Raw genomic sequence first — 22,224 nt, 5'->3', positions numbered from 1 at the left:
TTATAAGCTATCACTTGCAGATGGCACATCCCTGGCATTTGTTCAGTTCTCCCCGGAAACGCTTCTCTACCAGCAGATGCAGACGGTCCTTCAAAGCATCCAAACGGATGGTGTCGATGACTTCGTTGACAAAAGCGAACATCAGCAGCAGGCGCGCCTCACGCACCGGGATACCACGCTGCCGCATATAGAAGAGAGCGCTTTCATCGAGCTGCCCCACCGTAGCACCATGACTGCACTTCACGTCATCTGCATAAATCTCCAGCTGAGGTTGGGTGTACATATGCGCATCGCGGGTAGCACAAAGATTGCGGTTGGTCTGTTGCGAACTGGTGTGCTGTGCGTCAGGGCGCACTAAAACAAGACCGGCAAAGGCACCTACAGCCTGCTCGTCAAGGACATACTTATAAAGCTCATTGCTGGTACAGTTGGGCACAGCATGGTCGATAGTCGTATGATTGTCCACATGTTGGTTCTTGTCTGCAATGGCCATACCGCACAGATTCAGTTCCGCATGTTCACCGGCGAGCGTCACACGGGTTGTATTCCGCGTAGTTCCGTTGTGCAGGGTCATACCATTCAGCAGTACATTGCTATTGGCTTCCTGCTTTACATACATATTGCTGATACGCACCGTACTGGTGTGGGTCTCCTCCAGTTCATAAAAATCGAAAACAGCATTTTCACCGGCAAAAATTTCTATTACCTGCGTTGCCAGGAAGTTCACACTGTCCATTGCATGGTCACATACTAGCAAGCGGGCTTGTGCACCCTCCTCCAGAATAATCAGCACACGGCGGTTCACCATAAAATTGACGTCACCACGCAGGATATTCACCAGCTGAATAGGTTTCTCTACCACCACGTTCTTAGGAACATAAAACAGAACGCCGTCTTGTGCAAAAGCGGTGTTGAACGCCGTCACCCCATCCTCTGCCGTATCAGCCAACTTGCCATAATATTTCTTCACCAAATCGGGATGTTTCTCGGCCACCTCCTTCAGGCTGCCGAAGATAACCCCTTCAGGCAGATGGGACTTAGGCAAAGCCCTGCCATAAAAAGCATCGTTCACCACAAAATAAAGAGCAGTGCTCATATTGGGAACATCGCACTTGAACACTTCATAAGGATTCACCGGAATTTCCAACCGGTTCAAGTTCAAGCCATAATCCGGCTCAAAGAACTTGCTGATATCCGTATATTTGTATTTCTCCTCCTTACGGGTGGGAAAGCCCAAGCGCTCAAAGTCAGCAAAAGCAGCGGCACGCGGCGCATTCAGCACCTCGGCACTATGCCGGCATATCATCGCCTCCGTTTGGGAGAAAAGGTCTATGTATTGTTGCTCTACACTCATGTTTTCAGATTATGAGTTTATAATTCACCTGCTTCTTTCCTTATCCAATCGAAGCCACGTGTTTCAATCTCCTTCGCCAATTCCGGTCCACCGGTCTTTACGATACGTCCACCCAGCAGTACATGTACCGTATCGGGTTTGATATAGTCCAACAACCGCTGGTAGTGGGTAATGACCATAGCACTGGTTTCCGCAGTCTTGAGTTTGTTGAAACCGTCGGCCACAATACGCAAAGCATCCACATCCAATCCGGAATCCGTCTCGTCCAAAATAGCAAAAGTCGGTTCCAACATCGCCATCTGGAATATCTCGTTACGCTTCTTTTCACCGCCGCTGAAACCTTCGTTCACGCTACGGTTGGCCAGCTTGTTGTCCAACTCCACAATGGCACGCTTCTCGCGCATCAGCTTCAGGAACTCACTGGCCGACAAAGCAGGCAGATGGCGGTACTTGCGTTGCTCATTCACAGCCGCACGCATGAAGTTCACCATCGACACGCCCGGAATCTCTACCGGAGCCTGGAAAGAAAGAAAGATTCCTTCATGTGCACGGTCCTCAGGACTCATGGCAAGCAAGTCCTTGCCATTAAAGGTAATTGAGCCGCGCGTCACTTCGTAAGCAGGATGGCCAACCAACACATTACTCAACGTACTTTTACCAGCACCGTTCTGTCCCATCAGTGCATGTACTTCTCCATCACGTATGGTCAAGTTGATGCCTTTCAATATTTCTTTGCCATTGATGCTGGCATGCAGGTCTTTTATCTCTAACATCTTTATATTTACTATTTGACTATTTACAATTTACTATTTATAAATCACCCCACGCTTCCTTCCAGCGAAATGGCAAGCAATTTCTGCGCTTCTACGGCAAACTCCATCGGAAGTTTATTCAAAACCTCTTTGGCATAACCGTTCACAATCAGCCCCACGGCATCTTCCGTAGAAATACCGCGCTGATTGCAGTAGAATATCTGGTCCTCACTGATTTTGCTGGTAGTGGCCTCATGCTCCACGATGGCCGTTTCATTGTGAATATCCATGTAGGGGAAAGTATGCGCGCCGCATTTGTCACCAAGTAGCAAGGAGTCGCACTGGCTGTAATTACGAGCATTGTCCGCTTTCTGTGCCACGCGCACCAAGCCGCGGTAAGAGTTTTCGCTCTTTCCGGCAGAAATGCCTTTGCTCACAATGGTGCTCCGGGTATTCTTGCCCAGATGAATCATCTTTGTTCCCGTGTCTGCCTGCTGATGGTTATTGGTTACTGCCACACTATAGAACTCCGCTGTCGAATTGTCGCCGGAAAGGATGCAAGACGGATACTTCCAGGTAATGGCCGAACCTGTTTCCACTTGTGTCCAAGACAGTTTACTGTCCACCCCTTTACAATGGCCACGCTTCGTCACAAAGTTATAGACACCACCCCGGCCCTCGGCATCACCGGGATACCAGTTCTGCACGGTGCTGTATTTCACTTCTGCACGGTCGTGCACTACAATTTCCACAATGGCCGCGTGCAACTGGTTCTCGTCACGCATCGGAGCCGTACACCCTTCCAGATAAGAAACGTACGAATCATCATCCGCCACAATCAAGGTTCTTTCGAACTGCCCCGTATTGCGGGCATTGATGCGGAAATAGGTGGACAACTCCATCGGACAGCGTACCCCCTTCGGGATATAGACAAAAGAACCGTCGGAGAACACCGCCGAGTTCAGTGCCGCAAAGAAGTTGTCACGATAAGGCACCACCGAACCGAGATATTTCTGTACCAAGTCGGGATGCTCGTGTACAGCCTCGCTGAACGAGCAGAAGATGATTCCTTTCTCCATCAGTGTCTCCTTGAAGGTAGTCTTTACAGACACCGAGTCCATAACGGCATCCACAGCCATACCGCTTAACGCCATCTGTTCTTCCAGCGGAATGCCCAGCTTATTGAAAGTCTTTATCAACTCAGGGTCTACCTCATCCATGCTTTTCGGTCCTTCCTTCTTCTTCGTAGGGTCGGCATAGTAGGATATGGCCTGATAATCTATTTCGGGAATGCGGAGATGTGCCCATGTAGGCATCTCCAATGTCAGCCAGTGGCGATATGCCTTCAGGCGGAACTCCAGCAACCATTCCGGTTCTCCCTTCTTCTCAGAGATAAGCCGCACTACATCTTCATTCAGCCCGCGCTCAATGATGTCTGTATGCACGTCGGTCGTGAAACCGTACTTATACTTCTCCTGAGTGAGTTCCTTTACATATTTATTGGGTTCTTCTTGTTGCATCACTTCTATAATTACAAATTATGAATTACAAAATCACGGTTCACGGTATCAGTCAAAGTCTCCGTTTACAATCTGCTCCGTAACCGCCTTTGCTGCGGGAAAGAATATCCCGGCAAACTCTTCCATAGGATAATATAACACTGATTCTTTCTTTTTTGTTTTGCTAATCAGCGTATTGTCTCCGTCTATAAATTCGATGACACCAATCAGCAGGCTCGTCAGCAGGAGGTACTTCAAAGCCCCTAGACCAGCCCCCAACCAATGATTGAGCCAGCCCAGCGAGACGGCCTCCATTGCCCGGGTCAGCAGAGAAGCCACCAGGGAGAAGAGCAAAGGAACAGCCAGCCAGATGAAGACAAATGCCAGTACTTGCGCCACTGTCATAGAGTCTGTCAACATGGGGCACAGCTTCACTGCCAACGAGGCATACAAAGCCTTTGCCGCCAGCAGACCGACAATCAGCCCCAGCAGAGAGGCCAATTGCTTCACAAAACCTTTCATGAAGCCGATGATTGCGCCCAAGCCGAAAGCAGCCAATATGATGATATCTATAATTGCCATAAAATTAATGTACCAATGTGACAATATGCTAATGTGCCAATATGCTAATGGGTCAATGAGCAAATAACTAATATGCAAAATGTGCCAATTGCCCTGCGGCATTTTCTGTACGCGCAGCCAATTGGCACATTAGCATATTTGCACATTATTCAATTATAATGTTTGCTTCACTTCTATTTCTTCGTAAGATTCGATAATATCGCCCACCTTGATGTCGTTGCAGTTTGTCAGGCTGATACCGCACTCGAAGTTGGTACCTACCTCCTTCACGTCGTCCTTGAAGCGCTTCAGGGCATTGATGGCACCCGTAAAGATTACGATACCGTCGCGTATCAAACGGGCCTTGTCGCTGCGTTTCACCTTTCCGGTCTTGACCATGGCACCTGCCACCAGTCCCACCTTCGTGATGTTGAACACTTCGCGCACCTCGATGGTTGCCGTTATCTGCTCCTTCAATGTCGGTGCCAGCATACCTTCCATGGCAGCCTTCACCTCTTCGATGGCATCGTAGATGACGGAGTACTTGCGGATATCCACACCCTCCTGCTCTGCCATCTTGGCGGCAGCACCCGAAGGACGTACCTGGAAACCGACGATAATCGCATCCGAAGCGGCAGCCAGCGAGACATCCGATTCGGAAATCTGACCGACACCCTTGTGGATTACGTTTACCTGCACCTGCTCCGTAGACAGCTTGATTAAAGAGTCGCTCAACGCTTCCACAGAACCGTCCACGTCACCCTTCACAATCACGTTCAGCTCATGGAAGTCACCCAGCGCCAGACGGCGGCCCACTTCGTCGAGCGTCAGCATCTTCTGCGTACGCAAACCTTGTTCACGCTGCAACTGTTCGCGTTTGTTGGCAATCTCGCGTGCTTCCTGCTCCGTTTCGATTACGTGGAACGTGTCGCCAGCAGCAGGTGCACCGTTCAAGCCCAATATCAGGGCAGGTGTAGAAGGACCAGCCTCCTGCATGCGTTGGTTACGCTCATTGAACATAGCCTTCACCTTACCGTAGCTGGTACCCGCCAGCACGATGTCGCCCATTTTCAAGGTACCGTTGGAAACGAGTACCGTAGCCACATAGCCACGACCCTTATCCAATGAGGACTCGATAATGGAACCGGTAGCACGGCGGTTCGGGTTTGCTTTCAACTCCAGCATTTCTGCTTCGAGCAGCACTTTCTCCATCAACTCGGGTACACCGATACCCTTTTTGGCAGAGATATCTTGCGACTGATACTTACCGCCCCACTCTTCCACCAAGAAGTTCATGGCAGCCAGCTCTTCCTTAATCTTGTCGGGGTTGGCAGTCGGTTTATCAATCTTATTGATTGCAAATACAATAGGAACACCCGCAGCCATGGCATGGTTGATGGCTTCCTTTGTCTGCGGCATCACGTTGTCGTCAGCAGCCACAATGATGATGGCAATATCCGTAGCTTTGGCACCACGGGCACGCATGGCGGTAAACGCCTCGTGGCCCGGAGTATCGAGGAATGTAATCTTACGTCCGTCGTCCAGCGACACGTGGTAGGCACCGATGTGCTGTGTGATACCACCCGCTTCACCGGCAATCACATTCGCCTTACGGATATAGTCGAGCAATGAAGTCTTACCGTGGTCTACGTGACCCATCACCGTTACAATCGGAGCGCGAGGTTCCAAATCTTCCTCATCATCCTCTTCCTCTACGATGGCCTGCGCCACTTCTGCGCTTACATATTCTGTCTTGAAGCCGAATTCCTCAGCCACCAAGTTGATGGTCTCGGCATCCAGACGCTGGTTGATGGATACCATCATACCAATGCTCATACAAGTGGCGATGACCTGAGTAACAGAAACATCCATCATGCTTGCCAACTCGTTGGCCGTCACGAATTCCGTAATCTTCAGTACCTTGCTTTCTGCCATTTCCATGTCTTCCAATTCCTGCATACGGCTGGAAGCCATGTCACGTTTTTCCTTACGATACTTGGCACCTTTGTTCTTTCCTTTGGAAGTGAGGCGTGCCAAAGTTTCCTTTACCTGCTTTGCTACATCTTCCTCGCTAACCTCCTGCTTGATGACCGGCTTCTTGAAGCGGTCCTTATTGCGGTTGCGGTTATTATTGGCATTGTTTCCACCAGGCTGGTTTCCACCTTGCGGGCGGGCACCCTGACCTTGCTGGGCACCAGCGTGTCCACGGTCGTTGCCACCACGCTGGAAGTTGGAAGCATTGTTGATGTCCACTTTCTCCTTATTGATACGGACACGTTTCTTCTTGCCGTTGGCATCGCCGGCAGCGGTATCCTTCAACTTGCTGTCATCACGGCGGATTTCCTTGATGATAGCTTCCTTCATCTGCTTCTTCTGATCCTGGCGAATCTTTTCCTTCTCTTCACGCTCCTTGCGTTTCTCCTCTTTCGATTTCTTCTTCGGGCGTGTGGATTGGTTCAGAGCCGCCAGGTCTATCTGTCCGATGACATTAATCTTCGAAACAAACTCAGGCTGATGTATCTTGAAGATTTCTTCTCCTTCTTCTTTCCCCTCTTTTTCAACCGGTGCTTCTTCAGCCACCGGTACGGGAGCAGGCGCTTCTATCATTTCTTCCTTTTTAGATTCTTGTTGAGCCTCTACAACCGGAGCAGGCTCTTCCTTGACAACGGGTTGTGGCTGCGGTTCCGAAACGGGCTGCGGCTCGGACTCAGATGCCGGCTGTACCTCCGGTTGCGGCTGTGGTTCCGGTTGGGGAGCAGGAGCAGGTTCCGGTTTCGGCGTTTCTACAACTGCCGGTTCCTCCACCTTCTTCTCCTCTACCGCTTTTTCCGCTTCTTTCTCTTTTTCCTGAGCAGGAGCAGGTCTACGGTTCAGTTTGTCCAAATCAATCTTGCCTACCGGCTTGAACTTCGGACGTGCGTCTTCCGGAACAACCGTCTTAATCTCCTCGGGCTTCGCTTTCTCCTGCGTTTCCCTATAGCCGTCAATAGACACGGACGCCTTGTTGCGGTCCTTGCTCTGACGTTCCTGGCTGAAACGCTCCGACTTTATCTTAAGGTCCTTATCTGTACTAAACTCCTTTTTGAGCAGTTCGAACTGTTCATCCGTAATTTTTGTGTTCGGATTTGCCTCAACGGTAAATCCCTTCTTTTGCAGGAACTCGACAGCCGTCGTAATCCCTACATTTAAATCTCTTGTTACTTTGTTTAACCTTATCGTCATACTAATTTAATGAATTAATGTGCCAATATGCTAATGTGCTAATTGGCTGAGAAAAAAGGAGTGTGCACTTCATCCGATATGCTATCTGCATTGGCACATTAGCATATTACCCACATTACCACATTACTGCTCCTCCTCTTCAAACTCCTGTTTCAAAATGCGCAATACCTCGTCCACCGTCTCTTCTTCGAGGTCCGTCTTCTCAATCAACATCTCACGGGGAGCGTTCAACACAGCCTTAGCCGTATCGATACCGATAGCCTTGATGGCATCGATAACCCAACCGTCTATTTCATCACGGAATTCGTCCAAGTAGATGTCTTCATCCTCTATGGCCTCATCCAACTCACGGAACACGTCGATGGTGTACTCAGTCAACATACTGGCAAGCTTGATATTCAAACCGCCTTTACCGATAGCCAGCGACACCTCTTCGGGTTTCAAGAACACTTCAGCCTTGCGTTCTTCCTCGTTCAAGCGGATGGAAGAAATCTTGGCAGGGCTCAAGGCACGCTGTATAAACAACTGGATATTGGACGTATAGTTGATAACGTCGATATTCTCGTTGCGAAGCTCGCGGACAATACCATGAATACGGCTACCCTTCACACCCACGCAAGCACCTACCGGATCGATACGGTCATCGTAGCTCTCAACGGCAATCTTGGCACGCTCGCCGGGGATGCGGGCAATCTTCTTGATGGTAATCAGTCCGTCATTGATTTCGGGTACTTCCATTTCGAACAGACGTTGCAGGAAGACGGGCGACGTACGGCTTAGGATAATCTTCGGATTATTATTCTTGTTGTCCACACGTGCCACTACGGCGCGGGCGGTCTCGCCCTTGCGGTAGAAGTCACTCGGTATCTGTTCGGTCTTGGGCAGCAACAGTTCGTTGCCTTCATCATCGAGCAGCAGCATCTCTTTCTTCCAAATCTGGTAGACTTCCGCATTGATGATGGTACCCACTTTATCAATGTATTTGTTGTAAATACTATCTTTCTCCAGTTCCAATATCTTGGAGGCCAGTGTCTGGCGCAAGTTCAAGATGGCACGGCGACCGAAGTTCGCGAAGATAACTTCATCCGTCACTTCCTCGCCCACTTCATAAGAAGCATCAATCTTTTGTGCTTCGGACAATGCAATCTGCAGGTTCGGGTTTTCCAAATCCTCGTCTGCCACTACCTCACGGTTACGCCATATTTCGAAGTCACCCTTGTCCGGGTTTACAATTACGTCGTAATTCTCATCGGTACCGAACATTTTCGCAATCACACTACGGAACGACTCCTCGAGTACGCTTACCATCGTGGTTCTGTCGATATTCTTCAGTTCCTTAAATTCCGAAAATGTATCTATCAAGCTGACAGTTTCTACTTTTTTGGCCATAGTCTTATTTAAAACTGATTAAGTATTTAGTGTATTTTATCTCTTCATACGTAAAGGTCAAGTCCTCGTCCACCAGCTTGGGACGCTTGGCACCTTCCTCTTTCACTTTCTTCTGAATGGTCACGACGAAATGCTGTTCGTCGGCTTCCTTCAACACGCCGCTGAGCTTGCGGCCGTCCTTTGCCAGCACTTCCACTTCCTTGCCGATGTGGTTAATGTACTGCTGCAGTACCTTGAAGGGCTGTCCGATGCCGGCCGAACCGACTTCCAACTCATAATCCTCATCCTCACGGTTCAACTTGGACTCGATGTAGCGGCTCAGCTCTACGCAGTCCTCAATCCAAACACCTTCTTTGTGGTCTATTTCCACCAAAATCTTGTCATCCGGGCTGATTGTCACCTCCACAAGGAAGTAGTCCTTTCCTGCCAGCCACTCGTCAACAATCTGACAAACAGTTTTCTTTTCTATCATAGATTAACCATTAGGAACAAAAAAGAGGAGCTTAATCGCCCCTCCACCTTTCATCCGTTTTCGGTTGCAAAGATATAAATAATCTGTTCGACTACAAAATATTAGAGAAAAAAAGATTGATTTAACGGTTCAAACGGGAATTATATTACAAACACACCCTTTCAACACTTCAAGATAAGGGGTAAAACATATAATCTTATGAGACAGAAGCTTATACTTTATGAAATGAATTATCACGTTCCATACTGCATGAGATGCACATGTCAAGCACAACGAGATGTGCATCTCGGACAACATGAGATGTACATCTCAAGCATACAATCTCTATTGTTTCAGGAAAAGAAGTAAGGAGATACAAACGGAAAGAAGATACTGTTGAAAGACAACGCGGAAAAATAAAAGGCCGATAGCTTGTTTCATGCTATCGGCCCTTTTACTATGGTTCTAAAGGTCTAAAAGACCTTGTCGTATCACTTATTCGGAGTCTCCCACTTCTTGGTATCCGTACAAACCACGTTCACCGTTTGGTCACCCGTCTGGATGCGGAAGTCACCTTTCTCCAAAATCCACTTGCCATCATAGCCTACGAAAGCAAGGTCGGAGCCTTTCAGTTTCAGAGTCACGGTCTTTGTCTCGCCCGGTTTCAGTTCCACTTTCTCGAAAGCGCGAAGACGGCGGGTATCGGGAGTAAGGGAGGCAACGAGGTCACTGCTGAAGAGCAACACGCTCTCCTTGCCGACACGGTCACCGGTATTCTTCACATCAACGGTGAAAGTAAGCACATCATCAGCGGTAAAGTCCGACTTATCCACCTTGAGGTTGCTGTACGCAAAGGTGGTATAGCTCAAACCGTAGCCGAACGCCCACTGTACGGACACCTGCGCGTCGTAGTTATAAGCGCCTTCCATCTGCTTGCCGATGTGTTCGCACGGTTTGTAGTCGTACGTAATCAGCGAGTTGATTTCCTTCGGATAAGTGAAAGGCATCTTTCCGCTGAAGTTGGCGTCGCCGGCAATGAGGTTTGCCAACGCATCGCCGCCGTAGTTGCCCGGAAGCATGGTGTTGACCACAGCCTTTGCCAAAGGCTCGATGTCGGCTATCAGGCGTGGACGGCCCTCGTTCAGCACCAGAATGACGGGCTTGCCGGTCTTGGCAAGAGCCTTCACCAGGTCGAGCTGGTTCTGTGAGAGGAAGAGGTTCGTCAGGTTACCCGGAGTCTCGCAGTAAGAGTTCTCACCGATGCAGGCAACGATGTAGTCGGCACCGGCAGCGGCAGCTACGGCTTTCTCTATCTCAGGAGCATTCTCTTCCCACCAGTTGCCACCTTGCTTATAAGTGACACCGGCTTCGTAGATGATGTTGTCCGCACCGAATTTATTGGTGAAAGCCTCGAGGATGGTATTATATTGGCCTGCATGCTCGTCTGCCTTGTCACCCTGCCAAGAGTAGGACCAGCCGCCGTTGAGGCAACGCATGGAGTTGGCATTCGGACCGGTAACCAGCAGTTTCTTGCCTTTTGCCAGCGGCAGTATGCCGTCTGTGTTCTTCAGGAGTACCAAAGACTCTTCGGCAGCCTGGAGTGCGGCGGCGGCATGTTCCGCACTGCCGAACAGCGGGAAGTCTTTCAAATCATAATAGGGTTTCTCAAACAGATTGAGGCGGTACTTCAGGCGCAATACGCGGCGCACCGCATCGTCAATGCGGCTCATGGGGACTTCGCCTTCTTCCACCAGCTCCTTCAGGAGTGTGCAGAACTTCCAGTCGTACGGGTCCATCGACATGTCGATGCCGGCATTGATGGCGAGCTTGATGGCTTCCTTCTTATCCTTGGCTATGTGGTCGCGGCTATAAAGGTTGTTGATGTCCGCCCAGTCAGTCACAATCATACCGTCCCAGTTGAGGTCTTCTTTCAGCCACTTGGTCAGCAGCTCATAGTTGGCATGGAAAGGCAGACCGTTGTTCATGGCGGAGTTCACCATCACGGAGAGGGCACCTGCTTTCACCATTTCCAGATAAGGAGCGAAATGCTTCTCACGCATATCCTGCTCGGTGATGGAAGACGGCGTACGGTCCTTACCGGAAACGGGAACACCATAACCCATATAGTGCTTCATACAAGCGGCAACGTTGTTCTCGCCAATCAGGTTGGGGTTCTCGCCCTGGAAACCGATAACTGCTTCACGTCCCATTTCGGCATTGACGTAGGCGTCTTCACCATAATTTTCCCACATACGAGGCCAGCGCGGGTCACGTCCGAGGTCGGTCACCGGGGCATACGTCCAGGGAATGCTTCCCGCCTTTGTTTCATAAGCGGAGATGCGTGCACCTTCACGTGTCAGTTCACGGTTGAAGGTAGCTCCCATATTGACGCCTTGCGGGAAGAAAGTACCACCCAGCGTATAGGTAGTTCCGTGTATCTGGTCTACACCGTACACACAAGGAATACCCATCACCTCCATGGATTTCTCCTGAATGCGTTTGATGATTTCCTGCCACTTCTCCACGCTTTGTGCCACACCGTTAGGCACGTTCAAGATGGAGCCTACTTTGTATTTTCCGATGACAGAGTCGAGCATCGCCTCGTCCAACTGGAAGCCCTTGGCATTCTCAATACCCTGGATACGCATATAGAGCTGCATCATCACTTCTTGCGAAGGCATCTCCTTACCCAGCTTGAACTCTTTCTCTAACTTATACCTCTTGACGATTTTCTTCAAATCATCTACAGTTATATCTTTCGGATTGAGACCGGCAAAAGGATTGGCGCGTTTCTGCAGGAGGTCTATGGTGAGTTCGCACATCTGACCGACTTTCTCGTCAAGCGTCATCTTCTTCAGCAAAGTCTCAATCTGCTGTTCTATTTTCTCGTCTCTTGGAATGGCAGGCGCAACAGTGGTCTGCGCCGTAGAAGTAAGTACTAACCCTGATAGGGCTAAAGATAAGATTAACTTTTTACTCATGGTTGTGATATTGGTTTATAATAGTTGCACTATCTGTTTATACGAGGCACAAAGATAAGAACATCCTGCCATACTAAAGGGTACAACAGGATGTTTTTTAGGGTATGATTTGTTATTTTTTCAGACAATCCAACTCTCATCTCTTCAAGAGGCTCATCGGTTCCTGAAGTTTCAGGATGTTGTTCGTCTTCTGCGTTGCGGCAGCTACTTCAGCCTCCAGCGTAGCCTTGATGTCGCGTGAGGAAGCCCCGACGAGGAACTTGTAGTTTCCGGGAGTTACCACCCATGCCGATGCAGCCTCATCGTAGGAAGCCAGGTCATCAGCATTCACTTTCAGCGTCACCACAACCGCTTCGCCCGGTTTCAGCTCCTTGGTCTTGGCAAAAGCCTTCAGTTCCTTTTCGGGCTTGTTGGCAGCAACATCGGGAGCGGATACATAAAGCTGAACCACTTCCTTGCCTGCTACCTTACCGGTGTTCTTCACTTCTACAGACACGGTATAGACACCGTTGTCTGCCTTGACAGCAGCCTTGTCGTAAGCAAAAGTGGTATAGGAAAGACCGTAACCGAAAGGATAGGAAACCTGCTTGCCAAAGGTGTCGAAGTAACGGTAACCCACGTAAATGTCCTCTTCGTAATTGGTATAGTCCACGTTCTTCACGTCGTTCTTCTTCCCGCCTTTGTTCATGAGGTTGGTGCTCACACGGATGTCTATCGGGAAGTTGTCGGAAGAAGCGGCATCTTCAAACTTCACCGGGAAAGTCATTGTCAGCTTGCCCGAAGGAGAAGCCTTGCCACTCAGCACGTCAGCCACACTGTTTCCTCCCTCCTGGCCTGCCTGCCATGCACAAAGAATGGCATCGGGAGCAGATTTCCAAGAAGCAGTTTCAATCACACCACCGATATTGAGCACCACCACTACCTTCTTTCCGGCAGCGTGGAAAGCATCGGACACAGCTTTCAACATGTTCTGTTCCTCTTTGGTGAGGTTGAAGTCGGCTACCATACGGTCAAGGAACTCACCGGAGGTACGTCCCAGCGTCACCAGTGCCACATCGGCCTTGGCAGCCTGCTCGCGGATGACTTGTGCGGAAACAGCCATCTCAGCCGGACGGGTATCGGGCATGAACCACTCTTTCTTATCTTTGGACAGACGTTCTTTCTCGGCTTTCAGGTAAGCTTCATAGCTATTCTTCAGCGCTTCATCCACCACATAGCCGGCATTCTTCAAGCCGTCCAATAGCGAAACGGTATAAGCGCGGTTCACGTTGCCCGAACCTGTACCGCCTGCAATGAAATCGTAGGAAGTGCAACCGAAGAGTGCCACGTTCTTCACGTCGGCAGCCAGCGGCAGAGCACCGTTATCGTTCTTCAGCAATACCATGCCTTCCGTTGCCGACTGGCGGGTTACGGCAGCATGCGCCTTCAAATCAGGCTTGTTGGAGTATTTATATCCCTTGAAGTGGGGAGTCTGGAGAATCATCTCCAGAATACGCTTCACATTCTGATTGAGGATGGCTTCATCTAACGCTCCGTCCTGCACACCCTTCACGATGGCTTCGTACTGCTTGGGCAGACCGGGCTGCAACATGTCGTTGCCTGCCACCATCTGTGCCACGGCATCCTTGCCGCCAAACCAGTCGGTCATCACCATGCCTTTGAAGCCCCATTCGTCGCGCAACATGGTTGTCTGCAACTCCTTGTTTTCCGAAGTGTAGACACCGTTCAGGTAGTTGTATGAGGACATCACGGTCCAAGGAGCGGATTCCTTCACGGCAATCTCGAACCCTTTCAAGTAGATTTCGCGCAAGGCGCGTGGAGATACATGCGCATCCGTAGCCATACGGTTGGTTTCCTGGTTGTTCACAGCAAAGTGCTTGATACTGGTACCCACACCGTTGCTCTGCACACCACGTACGTAGGCGGCGGCAATCTTACCCGACACCAACGGGTCTTCGGAATAATACTCGAAGTTACGTCCGCAAAGCGGGTTACGGTGAATGTTCAGCGCCGGAGCCAACAGCACGTCCGCACCGTATTCCAGCACTTCGTTACCGATGGACTGACCTACACTTTCCACCAGTTCCTGGTCCCAGGTAGAGGCGAGCAAAGTTCCGATAGGGAAATGAGTACAATAGTACGTAGCCGAATCCCCCTCACGCTTGGGGTCGATACGCAGTCCGGCAGGACCATCAGCCAGCACCACAGCGGGAATACCGAGGCGTTCAATCGGGTATGTGGTTCCTGCCGCACCCGGCACCAGCTTTCTCGTTGCACCGATTACGGCACTGTCACCCGAGAAGCCTGCCATACCGGTACCCACTACCAGATGCGCCTTTTCTTCCAAGGTCATGGCGCCAATCACCTCATCCAGAGAGGACTTTCCAAGCTGCGGCACACCCGGTCCGCAAGCTGACAAAACAGCCATTGCTGCTGCCATGGATATGATATTCTTCTTCATAATCTTATTTAAATATCTTCGGTGCGAATTCTGTCAGGTAAATACGCCAGTTCTTCCAGATATGACCTTCTCCGGTTTCATAATATTCATATTTGTAACCCTTCTCGTCCAACATCTTGCGGTAGTCGCTGTTGGCTTGGAACAAGAAGTCTTTATTACCGATAGCGATGTAATAGAGTGCCGGTTTCTTGGCAAACTGGGTTTTCAGTTTGGCTTCAAGGTTGTCATAAATCGGAGACTTCACATCTTTGTTGGGCATGATGGCTGCCGAGAACAGACCTACATAGTCGAACATATCCGGATATTGCTTGGAGATGTGCATGGAGTGGTAACCGCCCATAGACAATCCGGCAATGGCACGACCCCGCTTGTTGGCCTGCGTACGGTAAGTCTTATCAATGAACTTCACCACGTCGGGGAAAGCAGTCTCGAAAGAGCCTTCCATCGTCTTGGGCAGATTCATGCTGGGAGCGGCAAAACCCAGTGACGATTCACCCGGAGCAGCCTCCAACGCAGCGTTACCGTTGGTCATTACTACAATCATCGGCTTGGCCTTGCCTTGGGCGATGAGGTTATCCAGAATCTGTGCCGTACGTCCCAGTTCGCTCCATGCGTTCTCGTCGCCACCCATGCCGTGTAGCAGGTAGAAGACGGGGTAGCGCTTGCCGCTTGTCTCATATCCGGCAGGCGTATAGACAGTCAGGCGGCGGTCCATACCCAGCGTAGGGCTGTTGTACCATACCTTAGATACCGTTCCATGAGGAACCTTATTCACTTTGTAGAGATCGATGCGCTCGTCACCACCGATGATGAATACATTCGTCACGCTTGCCACGTCTCGAATCATATAGACGTTGGCAGGGTCGTTAATCTTCAGTCCGTCTACCAGGAAAGTGTAGCTGTAGAGTTCTGGTTTCAGCGGTTCGGGAGTAGTGAATTCCCACACACCGTCCTTGTTCTCTTTCAAATCTGCCACACCCGGACCATCAAACTCACCAAAAGGAGTCTTGATTTTCTGCGTAGGCAGGAAGTCGCCGGTTACTTGCACCTTTACGGCTTTCGGCGCCTTCAAGCGGAAAGTTACTGTATTGTTGTCGTGTATCTCAGGTGAGACCACGGGAGCGCCTCCCCAGAGAGCTTGTTGCGCGAAAGTCATCGCACACATCAGCAACAGAGCTGACAAAATAGAAATTCTTTTCATGATACGTATGTTATTTTGTTATTAAATTAGTTATACCAAATCCTCTTATTTGAACAACTTCGGCGCGAACTCCGTCAGATAGATTCGCCAGTTCCTCCAGATATGTCCCTCGCCCGTTTCAAGATACTCGTACTTATAACCATTGTCGTCAAGCAACTTGCGAAAATCGGCCACACCTTTATAAACAAAGTCCGTCTTGCCGCATGCGATGAAGTAAAGAGCCGGTTTCTTGGCAAACTGAGTCTTCAGCTTACCTTCGAAGTCGGTATAGACCGGACAAGTCGATTTATCGTTTCCGGTACTTGCACCGGAGAAAAGACCTACATAGTCGAACATGTCCGGGTAATACTTGGAAATATTGCAAGAGTGGAAACTACCCATAGAAAGCCCGGCAATGGCACGGTTCTTCTTATTGGCAAGAGTGCGGAAATTCTTCTCCACGAACTTCACGATTTCGGGGAACGAGAGTTCAAAAGCACCTTCCGCCACCTTCGCTCTTTCGTCGGGACGCATGGAGGGGGCAACAAAACCCTTGGGAGATTCACCTGCAGCAGCATCTTGCCAAGCATTGCCGTTAGTCATCACCACAATCATAGGTTTAGCCTTGCCTTGTGCAATGAGATTATCCAATATCTGCGAAGTACGGCCAAGAGCAATCCAAGCTTCCTCATCACCACCTGCACCATGAAGCAGATAAAATACCGGATAACGCTTGCCGCTGGTTTCATAACCAGCCGGAGTGTAAATCGTCAGACGGCGGTCCATTCCCAGCGAAGGACTATTGTACCACATGCGACTTACCGTTCCATGGGGTACCTTATTCACTTTATACAAATCGGCACGGTCACCACCGATGATAAATACATTGGTCACGGTAGCCACATCCCGAATCATGTAAACATTGCTCGGGTCCATCATTCTCAATCCGTCCACAATAAAGGAGTATCCATAAAGTTCCGGCTTCAATGGTTCGGGAGTAGTAAATTCCCAAACGCCATCCTTCCCCTCTGTCAAATCGGCAATGCCCGGTGCATCATAATCGCCACGAGGAGTCTTAATAGTTTGTGGAGGCAGAAAATCACCGGTAATCTGCACCCTTACAGCCTTAGGAGCTTTCAAGCGAAAAGTAACCGTGTTGTCGTCATGAATATCAGGAGAGACAACTGCCGCACCTCCCCAAAGAGCTTGCTGTGCAAAAAGGGTGACACAGCAGACCAGCAGCATCGCTGCCAAACTTAATAATCTTTTCATAATTTCTTATATTAAATGAATTAGCTTCTTGTTATTTAGCAAAGCAGCGACTTACAAAAGGCAGGCACATATAAAGTGCCGAATGCCAATATTCGCTGGTATGTCCGCCATCCCGCACACGGAACTGGCAAGGGATACCGGCATTACGCATCGCCTGGAAAAACTCTATATTACGGTCCAGCAGAAAGTCATCGTCTCCGCAATCCACAAACCACTGTACAGTACGAAGCTGTGCCTTACGCGCAACATCTGCCTCAGCCACATACCTGATGCAACTATGCTCCTGCACAGAACGCGTCAGTACAGCCATCTTGTTTGTGGGGTCGGGGTCTCTTCCCACCTCCTCACCACTAACGGGGATGTTCATCAAAGCACTCATAGCATAAGCAGCACAATACATATCCGGATAGCGCTGTGCATAGCTTGCCGTTCCACCTCCGCCCATAGAAAGTCCGGCAATGGCACGATGCCGCTTATCACCTTTCACCCGGTAAGTCTTCTCTATATAAGGAAGGAACTCCTTATAGAAGAAATCTTCGTAAGCCCAGCCCGGCATGTTGAAGTAGCCGTTCCAGCAAGTAGCCGGATTGCCTCCTGCATTGGGGCTGACGATAATCATCTCGCAAGCCTCGCCCGATGCCACCAACTGGTCCATCACGTCCTTCACACGTTGGTCTGTAAACCAACTGGTATTCACCCCCGACATGCCGTGCAGCAAATAGAGGATAGGATATTTCCTATCCGTTTCATTGCTATAGCTTTGCGGCAGATAGATGGTGTAGGCACGGTGTGCTTTCAATACCTGGCTGTAGATGCTGTCGGTCACTACCTTGCTTTGCGGTCCCCATGCAGGATTTTGTGCATTTGCCATCCACAGCAAGCAGACGGCTAAAAGAGAGAGTATCAATCTTTTCATGGTATCGATTTAAAAATGTACTACAAAATAAGCGTTTTCCATTCTAAAACTAATTGATATATATCAGTTTTTTCACGCATATCCCCCTCATCTCTTCACCATCGGATACACAGCCACAGGCACTTGCGCCCGCATGGCATCATGCACTTTCTGCTTGCGTGCCTTTGTCACCCTCTGTACCGCTGTACAACGCACATCGGCCGAAGATGCGGCAACCATCCACTGATATTCACCCTTAGCCAACTCCCAAGAGCTGTTTTTCTCATTAAAGGAAGCCATGTCCATCACGTTCCAAGTCAGAATCAGTGTCTGGCTCTCGCCCGGCTGGAGCAAGGCAGTTTTGCCGAAGGCCTTCAACTCCTTGGCAGGCTTGTCAAGTCCCCCATTCGGAGCTTTCACATAGAGTTGTACAGCTTCACGCCCTGCCACCTTGCCGATGTTCTTCACGCTCACTTTCAACTCACAGCGGTCGGCATCCATTTTGGCGTTCTCTACCGCATAGTCAAAAGCAGTATAGCTCAAACCATGACCGAACGGATAGGAAACCTCTTTACCGAAAGTGTCGAAATAGCGATAACCCACATAGATTCCCTCTTCATAGTTGGTGAAATCCACATTTTTCTCCGGTTCCTTCGGTTTCTCCTCTTTCTTTTCGGACTTGAAGTTCATGCCGGTACCCATAGCAAACGACAGCATCTTGAACTCGTAATCAAAAGGGAAGTTAGCATCCGACGGCGCATCGCCATATTTCACGGCAAACGTCATGGGTAACTTGCCCGAAGGATTCACCTTTCCGGTCAGGATGTCCGTGATACAATTACCCACCTCTTGTCCCGGCTGGAAGGCACAAACCACTGCATCTGCCAGTCCCTTCCAAGAAGCAGTCTCCACCGGGCTGCAGATGTTGAGAACCACCACCAGTTTCTTGCCTGCAGCACGATAAGCGGCAGACACTTGCTTAATCAGAGCCAATTCGTTCTCCTTCAGGAGGAAATCTTCCACACGGCGGTCACAGCCCTCGCCACTGACACGCCCCAGCGTAAGCACGGCAATGTCGTTGGCTTTCACTTGTGCAGCCAGTTCCTCGGCAGTGGGCAGGAACTCCTCGGCACGGGGCAGCGGAGTAAAGGCGAAAGGCGGTTTTCCGTGAGGAAAAAGCCGTTTCTGCTCGTCGGCCATATGCTTCTTGTAGCGGTTCAGCAATTCTTTGTCCACGGTGTAGCCCGCATTGCGCAAACCTTCTACCATAGAAACCGTGTAATAACCGATGCCCGTACTGCCAAAGCCCATGCCGGCAGGAACCATGTCATAGGAAGTAGTTCCATAAAGGGCCACTTTTTTGATGCCGGCAGCCATGGGTAGCGCCTGCTTGTTATCCAGCAGCACGATACCTTCCGCACCTATCTCACGGTCTACTTGCGCATGAGCCTCCAAGTCGGTTTTATTGGGATACTCGTAGCCGGCAAAGGTATGGCTCTTGACCACAAACTCCAGCACACGCTTCACGCTGCGGTCGAGGAGTGCCAAATCCAGTGTACCACTCTCTACGGCTTTCAAAATAGCTTTATACTGGCGGTCCTGCCCCGGTTGAAGCATATCGTTTCCTGCTACGATGGAGGTCACGGCATCTTTTCCGGCATTCCAGTCGGACATCACCAGTCCCTTGAATCCCCATTCGTCGCGGAGGATGTCCTCTGTCAGTTCGCGGTCCTCGCAGGTATATTTGCCGTTCACCTTATTGTAGGCGGTCATCACGCTCCAGGGCTGAGACTCTTTGACAGCAATCTCAAAGCACTTCAAATACAGCTCGCGCAAGGGGCGCTGTGTCAGGCGAGAGTCGTTGTTATTGCGGTTGGTCTCCTGGTTGTTTACGGCAAAGTGTTTCAGGCAGGTACCTGTCCCCCGGCTCTGGATTCCGTTGATATAAGCAGCAGCCATTTTGCCGGTCAGCACCGGATCTTCCGAATAATATTCATGGTTACGTCCGCAGAGCACATTTCGCATCAGGTTGACACCCGGTGCCAGCAACACATCCAAACCATAATCCTTCACCTCCGTACCCAAAGTACGTCCCACCTTGTGGGCTGCATCCGGATTGAAAGTTGCTGCCACCGTGGTGCTGGAAGGAAATTCCGTAGCATGATAAGTACGGCTGTCGAATTCCCGCTTGGCAGCCATCGCCAACCGGTGCGGTCCGTCGGCAAGATAGGCGGAAGGGATACCCAGTCGGGGAATGTCGTAAGTACGTCCCGCTGTTCCGGGAAACTTGGTATCACTTCCCATCGACATTCCACAACCGATAACGAGGTGTACCTTCTCTTCGAGGGTCATGGCACTGACTACTTCGTCGATATTATCGGCACGCAGTCTGACTGACTGATTCGAACCGGTCGTCTGTGCAGTCAAGGCAGATGCCAGACAGAGTGAAAATAAAGTAATTGACAATCTTCTCATATATATTATATTTAAAAAGCCACAAAAGAAGCCCCCGTACAATTAGATGATTTCCACGGGGGACTTCTTCTACAAACAATTAATCAGTTAGAAAAATCTAATTTTGTCTATCTGCATCAGATGACGAAGTTAGATTTTGATTCTTTATGCGCTTTACCAACCTGCATTTTGTTCCATATTCGGATTCAAGCGGATTTCCTTTGCCGGAATAGGCAACAAATAATGTCTTTCCTTGAAACCATAACGCGTTTTATCCTTGTTATACTGAATGTATTCTACCGCTACATTATCCGGCTCATCTTTTCCTGCCTTATTTGACAAGATAGGTGTTCTTTCACCCTGATCCTTAAGCAAAGCCTCCGCATCTTTCCAACGGATAATATCCTGATAACGGGTATATTCAGAACAGAGTTCCAGTCTCTTTTCCAATTTAATGGCATCCAGGGTAGCTGTCTTGGCATCCAATCTTGCACGCTGACGCACCTCATTCAAGCAAGCATCAGCTTCAGATTGATTGCCATCCTTCAGGTTTGCTTCAGCCGCCAGTAACAAGACTTCAGCATAACGCATCCAACGATAGTTATTATATGAACACCAGAACCCAGCAGGAGATTCTACATTCGAGAAGCGACGCTTCCACATGAAATAACCTTCATTAATCAAACTCTGCCCTTTGGCAACCTTGACACCTAATTGAGAAATTTGGTCATAGGTTTTCATTGTCTGATTCAACCGATAACCATCTACACCCTCTTCCTGAACAAATGCATCATACAACTTTTTCTGAGGAACCATAAATCCCCATCCGGTACCATTAAACTGATTGTTAGAGCCAGACATATCCAACTTATCAGTGCGCCAATGATTCATCACCTCAAAGAAACTGAACTCATCCATGGAATTACTTGCATCAAAAATACGGTTACTTTCGAGCATACTTTCACAATTATACTCAGCCTTGTAGGTCAAGATATCCTCATAATTTCCATCATAAAGTTTATACTTACCGCTAGCTCTAACCTCATTCAAGACAACAGCAACTTCATTGCATCGTTTGCCTTATCCTTTCGTGCTTTGGCAACCTTTTGGGTGACGATACAACGTATGTCTGCAAAGGAGGCAGCTACCATCCACTTGTATTCACCTTTTGCCAATTCCCAAGCATTGATTTTATCGTTGAAGGAAGCCATGCCCATCACGTTCCAAGTCAGAATCAGTGCCTGGCTCTCGCCCGACTGGAGCAAGGCAGTTTTGCCGAAGGCCTTCAACTCCTTGGCAGGCTTGCCCATACCACTCTTGGGAGCCTTAACATATAACTATACAGCTTCACGTTCCATTAACTTACCAGTATTCTTCACATTCAAAAAGTAATCACCGTCAATATTGGTAATACAAGCGTTAGTAGTGCCTTTCTCCAGAATACTTACACCAATCATCTGTTCATTTAGGTTGTCCGTCACTATACCTGCCACTTTCAAGGCTTAGGTTTGCGCCTAACTGAAAGAGAGACAATACAGAAGCAGTACGGCAAATAACATATACCGCCTCAAGTTCATATTCTTTATTTTTTCATTTACAAATTAATTTAATTATTAGTTTAGCTTCGTACCATCGTTCATCGCCGTCACCCATACATTCACGTACAAGCAATCTAAGTTAGGTGGGAGGGAAGACCGTTGTTTCAATAAAAAAGATACCTATTTCGCATCATTTTTATAAAACATCTCTAATG

14 protein-coding genes and 1 pseudogene are annotated in these 22,224 nt (G+C 49.3%); all 15 read right to left on the bottom strand.

Annotated features, from left to right (window positions below; translation table 11 throughout):
* Positions 1–10 precede the first annotated feature (10 nt).
* The gene (sufD, locus tag EYA81_RS10140; protein WP_131225701.1) at positions 11–1,354 is read right to left on the bottom strand and encodes a Fe-S cluster assembly protein SufD; all 1,344 of its coding nucleotides are present in this window, start codon (positions 1,352–1,354) and stop codon (positions 11–13) included.
* A 17-nt stretch (positions 1,355–1,371) separates the two neighbouring features.
* Positions 1,372–2,127, bottom strand: coding sequence for a Fe-S cluster assembly ATPase SufC (gene sufC, locus EYA81_RS10135; protein ID WP_005824362.1), 756 nt, complete (start codon positions 2,125–2,127; stop codon positions 1,372–1,374).
* A gap of 44 nt (positions 2,128–2,171) precedes the next feature.
* Positions 2,172–3,626 carry a Fe-S cluster assembly protein SufB gene (sufB, locus tag EYA81_RS10130; RefSeq protein WP_008661988.1) on the bottom strand — a complete coding sequence of 485 codons (1,455 nt, stop codon included), beginning with the start codon at positions 3,624–3,626 and terminating at the stop codon, positions 2,172–2,174.
* A gap of 48 nt (positions 3,627–3,674) precedes the next feature.
* The gene (locus EYA81_RS10125) at positions 3,675–4,187 is read right to left on the bottom strand and encodes a CvpA family protein (RefSeq protein WP_008661989.1); all 513 of its coding nucleotides are present in this window, start codon (positions 4,185–4,187) and stop codon (positions 3,675–3,677) included.
* 153 nt (positions 4,188–4,340) lie between these two features.
* Positions 4,341–7,388 (bottom strand): translation initiation factor IF-2, encoded by a 3,048-nt coding sequence (gene infB / locus EYA81_RS10120; RefSeq protein WP_005824356.1) that lies wholly within the window; start codon positions 7,386–7,388, stop codon positions 4,341–4,343.
* Between the two features lie 123 nt (positions 7,389–7,511).
* On the bottom strand, positions 7,512–8,777 hold the full coding sequence (gene nusA / locus EYA81_RS10115) for a transcription termination factor NusA (protein WP_005824354.1): 1,266 nt from the start codon (positions 8,775–8,777) through the stop codon (positions 7,512–7,514).
* A gap of 4 nt (positions 8,778–8,781) precedes the next feature.
* On the bottom strand, positions 8,782–9,249 hold the full coding sequence (gene rimP / locus EYA81_RS10110; RefSeq protein ID WP_005824352.1) for a ribosome assembly cofactor RimP: 468 nt from the start codon (positions 9,247–9,249) through the stop codon (positions 8,782–8,784).
* Between the two features lie 470 nt (positions 9,250–9,719).
* Entirely contained in the window at positions 9,720–12,209 is a 2,490-nt protein-coding gene (locus tag EYA81_RS10105; protein WP_008661991.1) for a glycoside hydrolase family 3 N-terminal domain-containing protein, read from the bottom strand.
* Positions 12,210–12,345: 136 nt separating this feature from the next.
* Positions 12,346–14,670, bottom strand: a complete 2,325-nt coding sequence (locus EYA81_RS10100; RefSeq protein ID WP_131225700.1) for a glycoside hydrolase family 3 C-terminal domain-containing protein — start codon at positions 14,668–14,670, stop codon at positions 12,346–12,348.
* 4 nt (positions 14,671–14,674) lie between these two features.
* Positions 14,675–15,871 carry an esterase gene (locus tag EYA81_RS10095; protein WP_120172612.1) on the bottom strand — a complete coding sequence of 399 codons (1,197 nt, stop codon included), beginning with the start codon at positions 15,869–15,871 and terminating at the stop codon, positions 14,675–14,677.
* A 45-nt stretch (positions 15,872–15,916) separates the two neighbouring features.
* The gene (locus EYA81_RS10090; RefSeq protein WP_008661994.1) at positions 15,917–17,122 is read right to left on the bottom strand and encodes an esterase; all 1,206 of its coding nucleotides are present in this window, start codon (positions 17,120–17,122) and stop codon (positions 15,917–15,919) included.
* A 31-nt stretch (positions 17,123–17,153) separates the two neighbouring features.
* On the bottom strand, positions 17,154–18,038 hold the full coding sequence (locus tag EYA81_RS10085) for an esterase family protein (protein ID WP_008661995.1): 885 nt from the start codon (positions 18,036–18,038) through the stop codon (positions 17,154–17,156).
* 87 nt (positions 18,039–18,125) lie between these two features.
* Positions 18,126–20,492 carry a glycoside hydrolase family 3 N-terminal domain-containing protein gene (locus EYA81_RS10080; protein ID WP_117922907.1) on the bottom strand — a complete coding sequence of 789 codons (2,367 nt, stop codon included), beginning with the start codon at positions 20,490–20,492 and terminating at the stop codon, positions 18,126–18,128.
* A gap of 153 nt (positions 20,493–20,645) precedes the next feature.
* A complete protein-coding gene (locus tag EYA81_RS10075) occupies positions 20,646–21,428 on the bottom strand; it encodes a RagB/SusD family nutrient uptake outer membrane protein (RefSeq protein WP_230373587.1) in 783 nt (260 codons plus the stop codon).
* Positions 21,429–21,517: 89 nt separating this feature from the next.
* Positions 21,518–21,856 (bottom strand): annotated as a pseudogene (locus EYA81_RS19610) (fibronectin type III-like domain-contianing protein); the annotation flags it as partial.
* Positions 21,857–22,224: the final 368 nt, after the last annotated feature.

Origin of the sequence: Bacteroides sp. A1C1, from assembly GCF_004328515.1 — a bacterium.
Lineage (GTDB): Bacteria > Bacteroidota > Bacteroidia > Bacteroidales > Bacteroidaceae > Bacteroides > Bacteroides uniformis.
The sequence above is the reverse complement of the archived record's forward strand: the minus strand, read 5'-3'. Positions and strand labels throughout refer to the sequence as shown.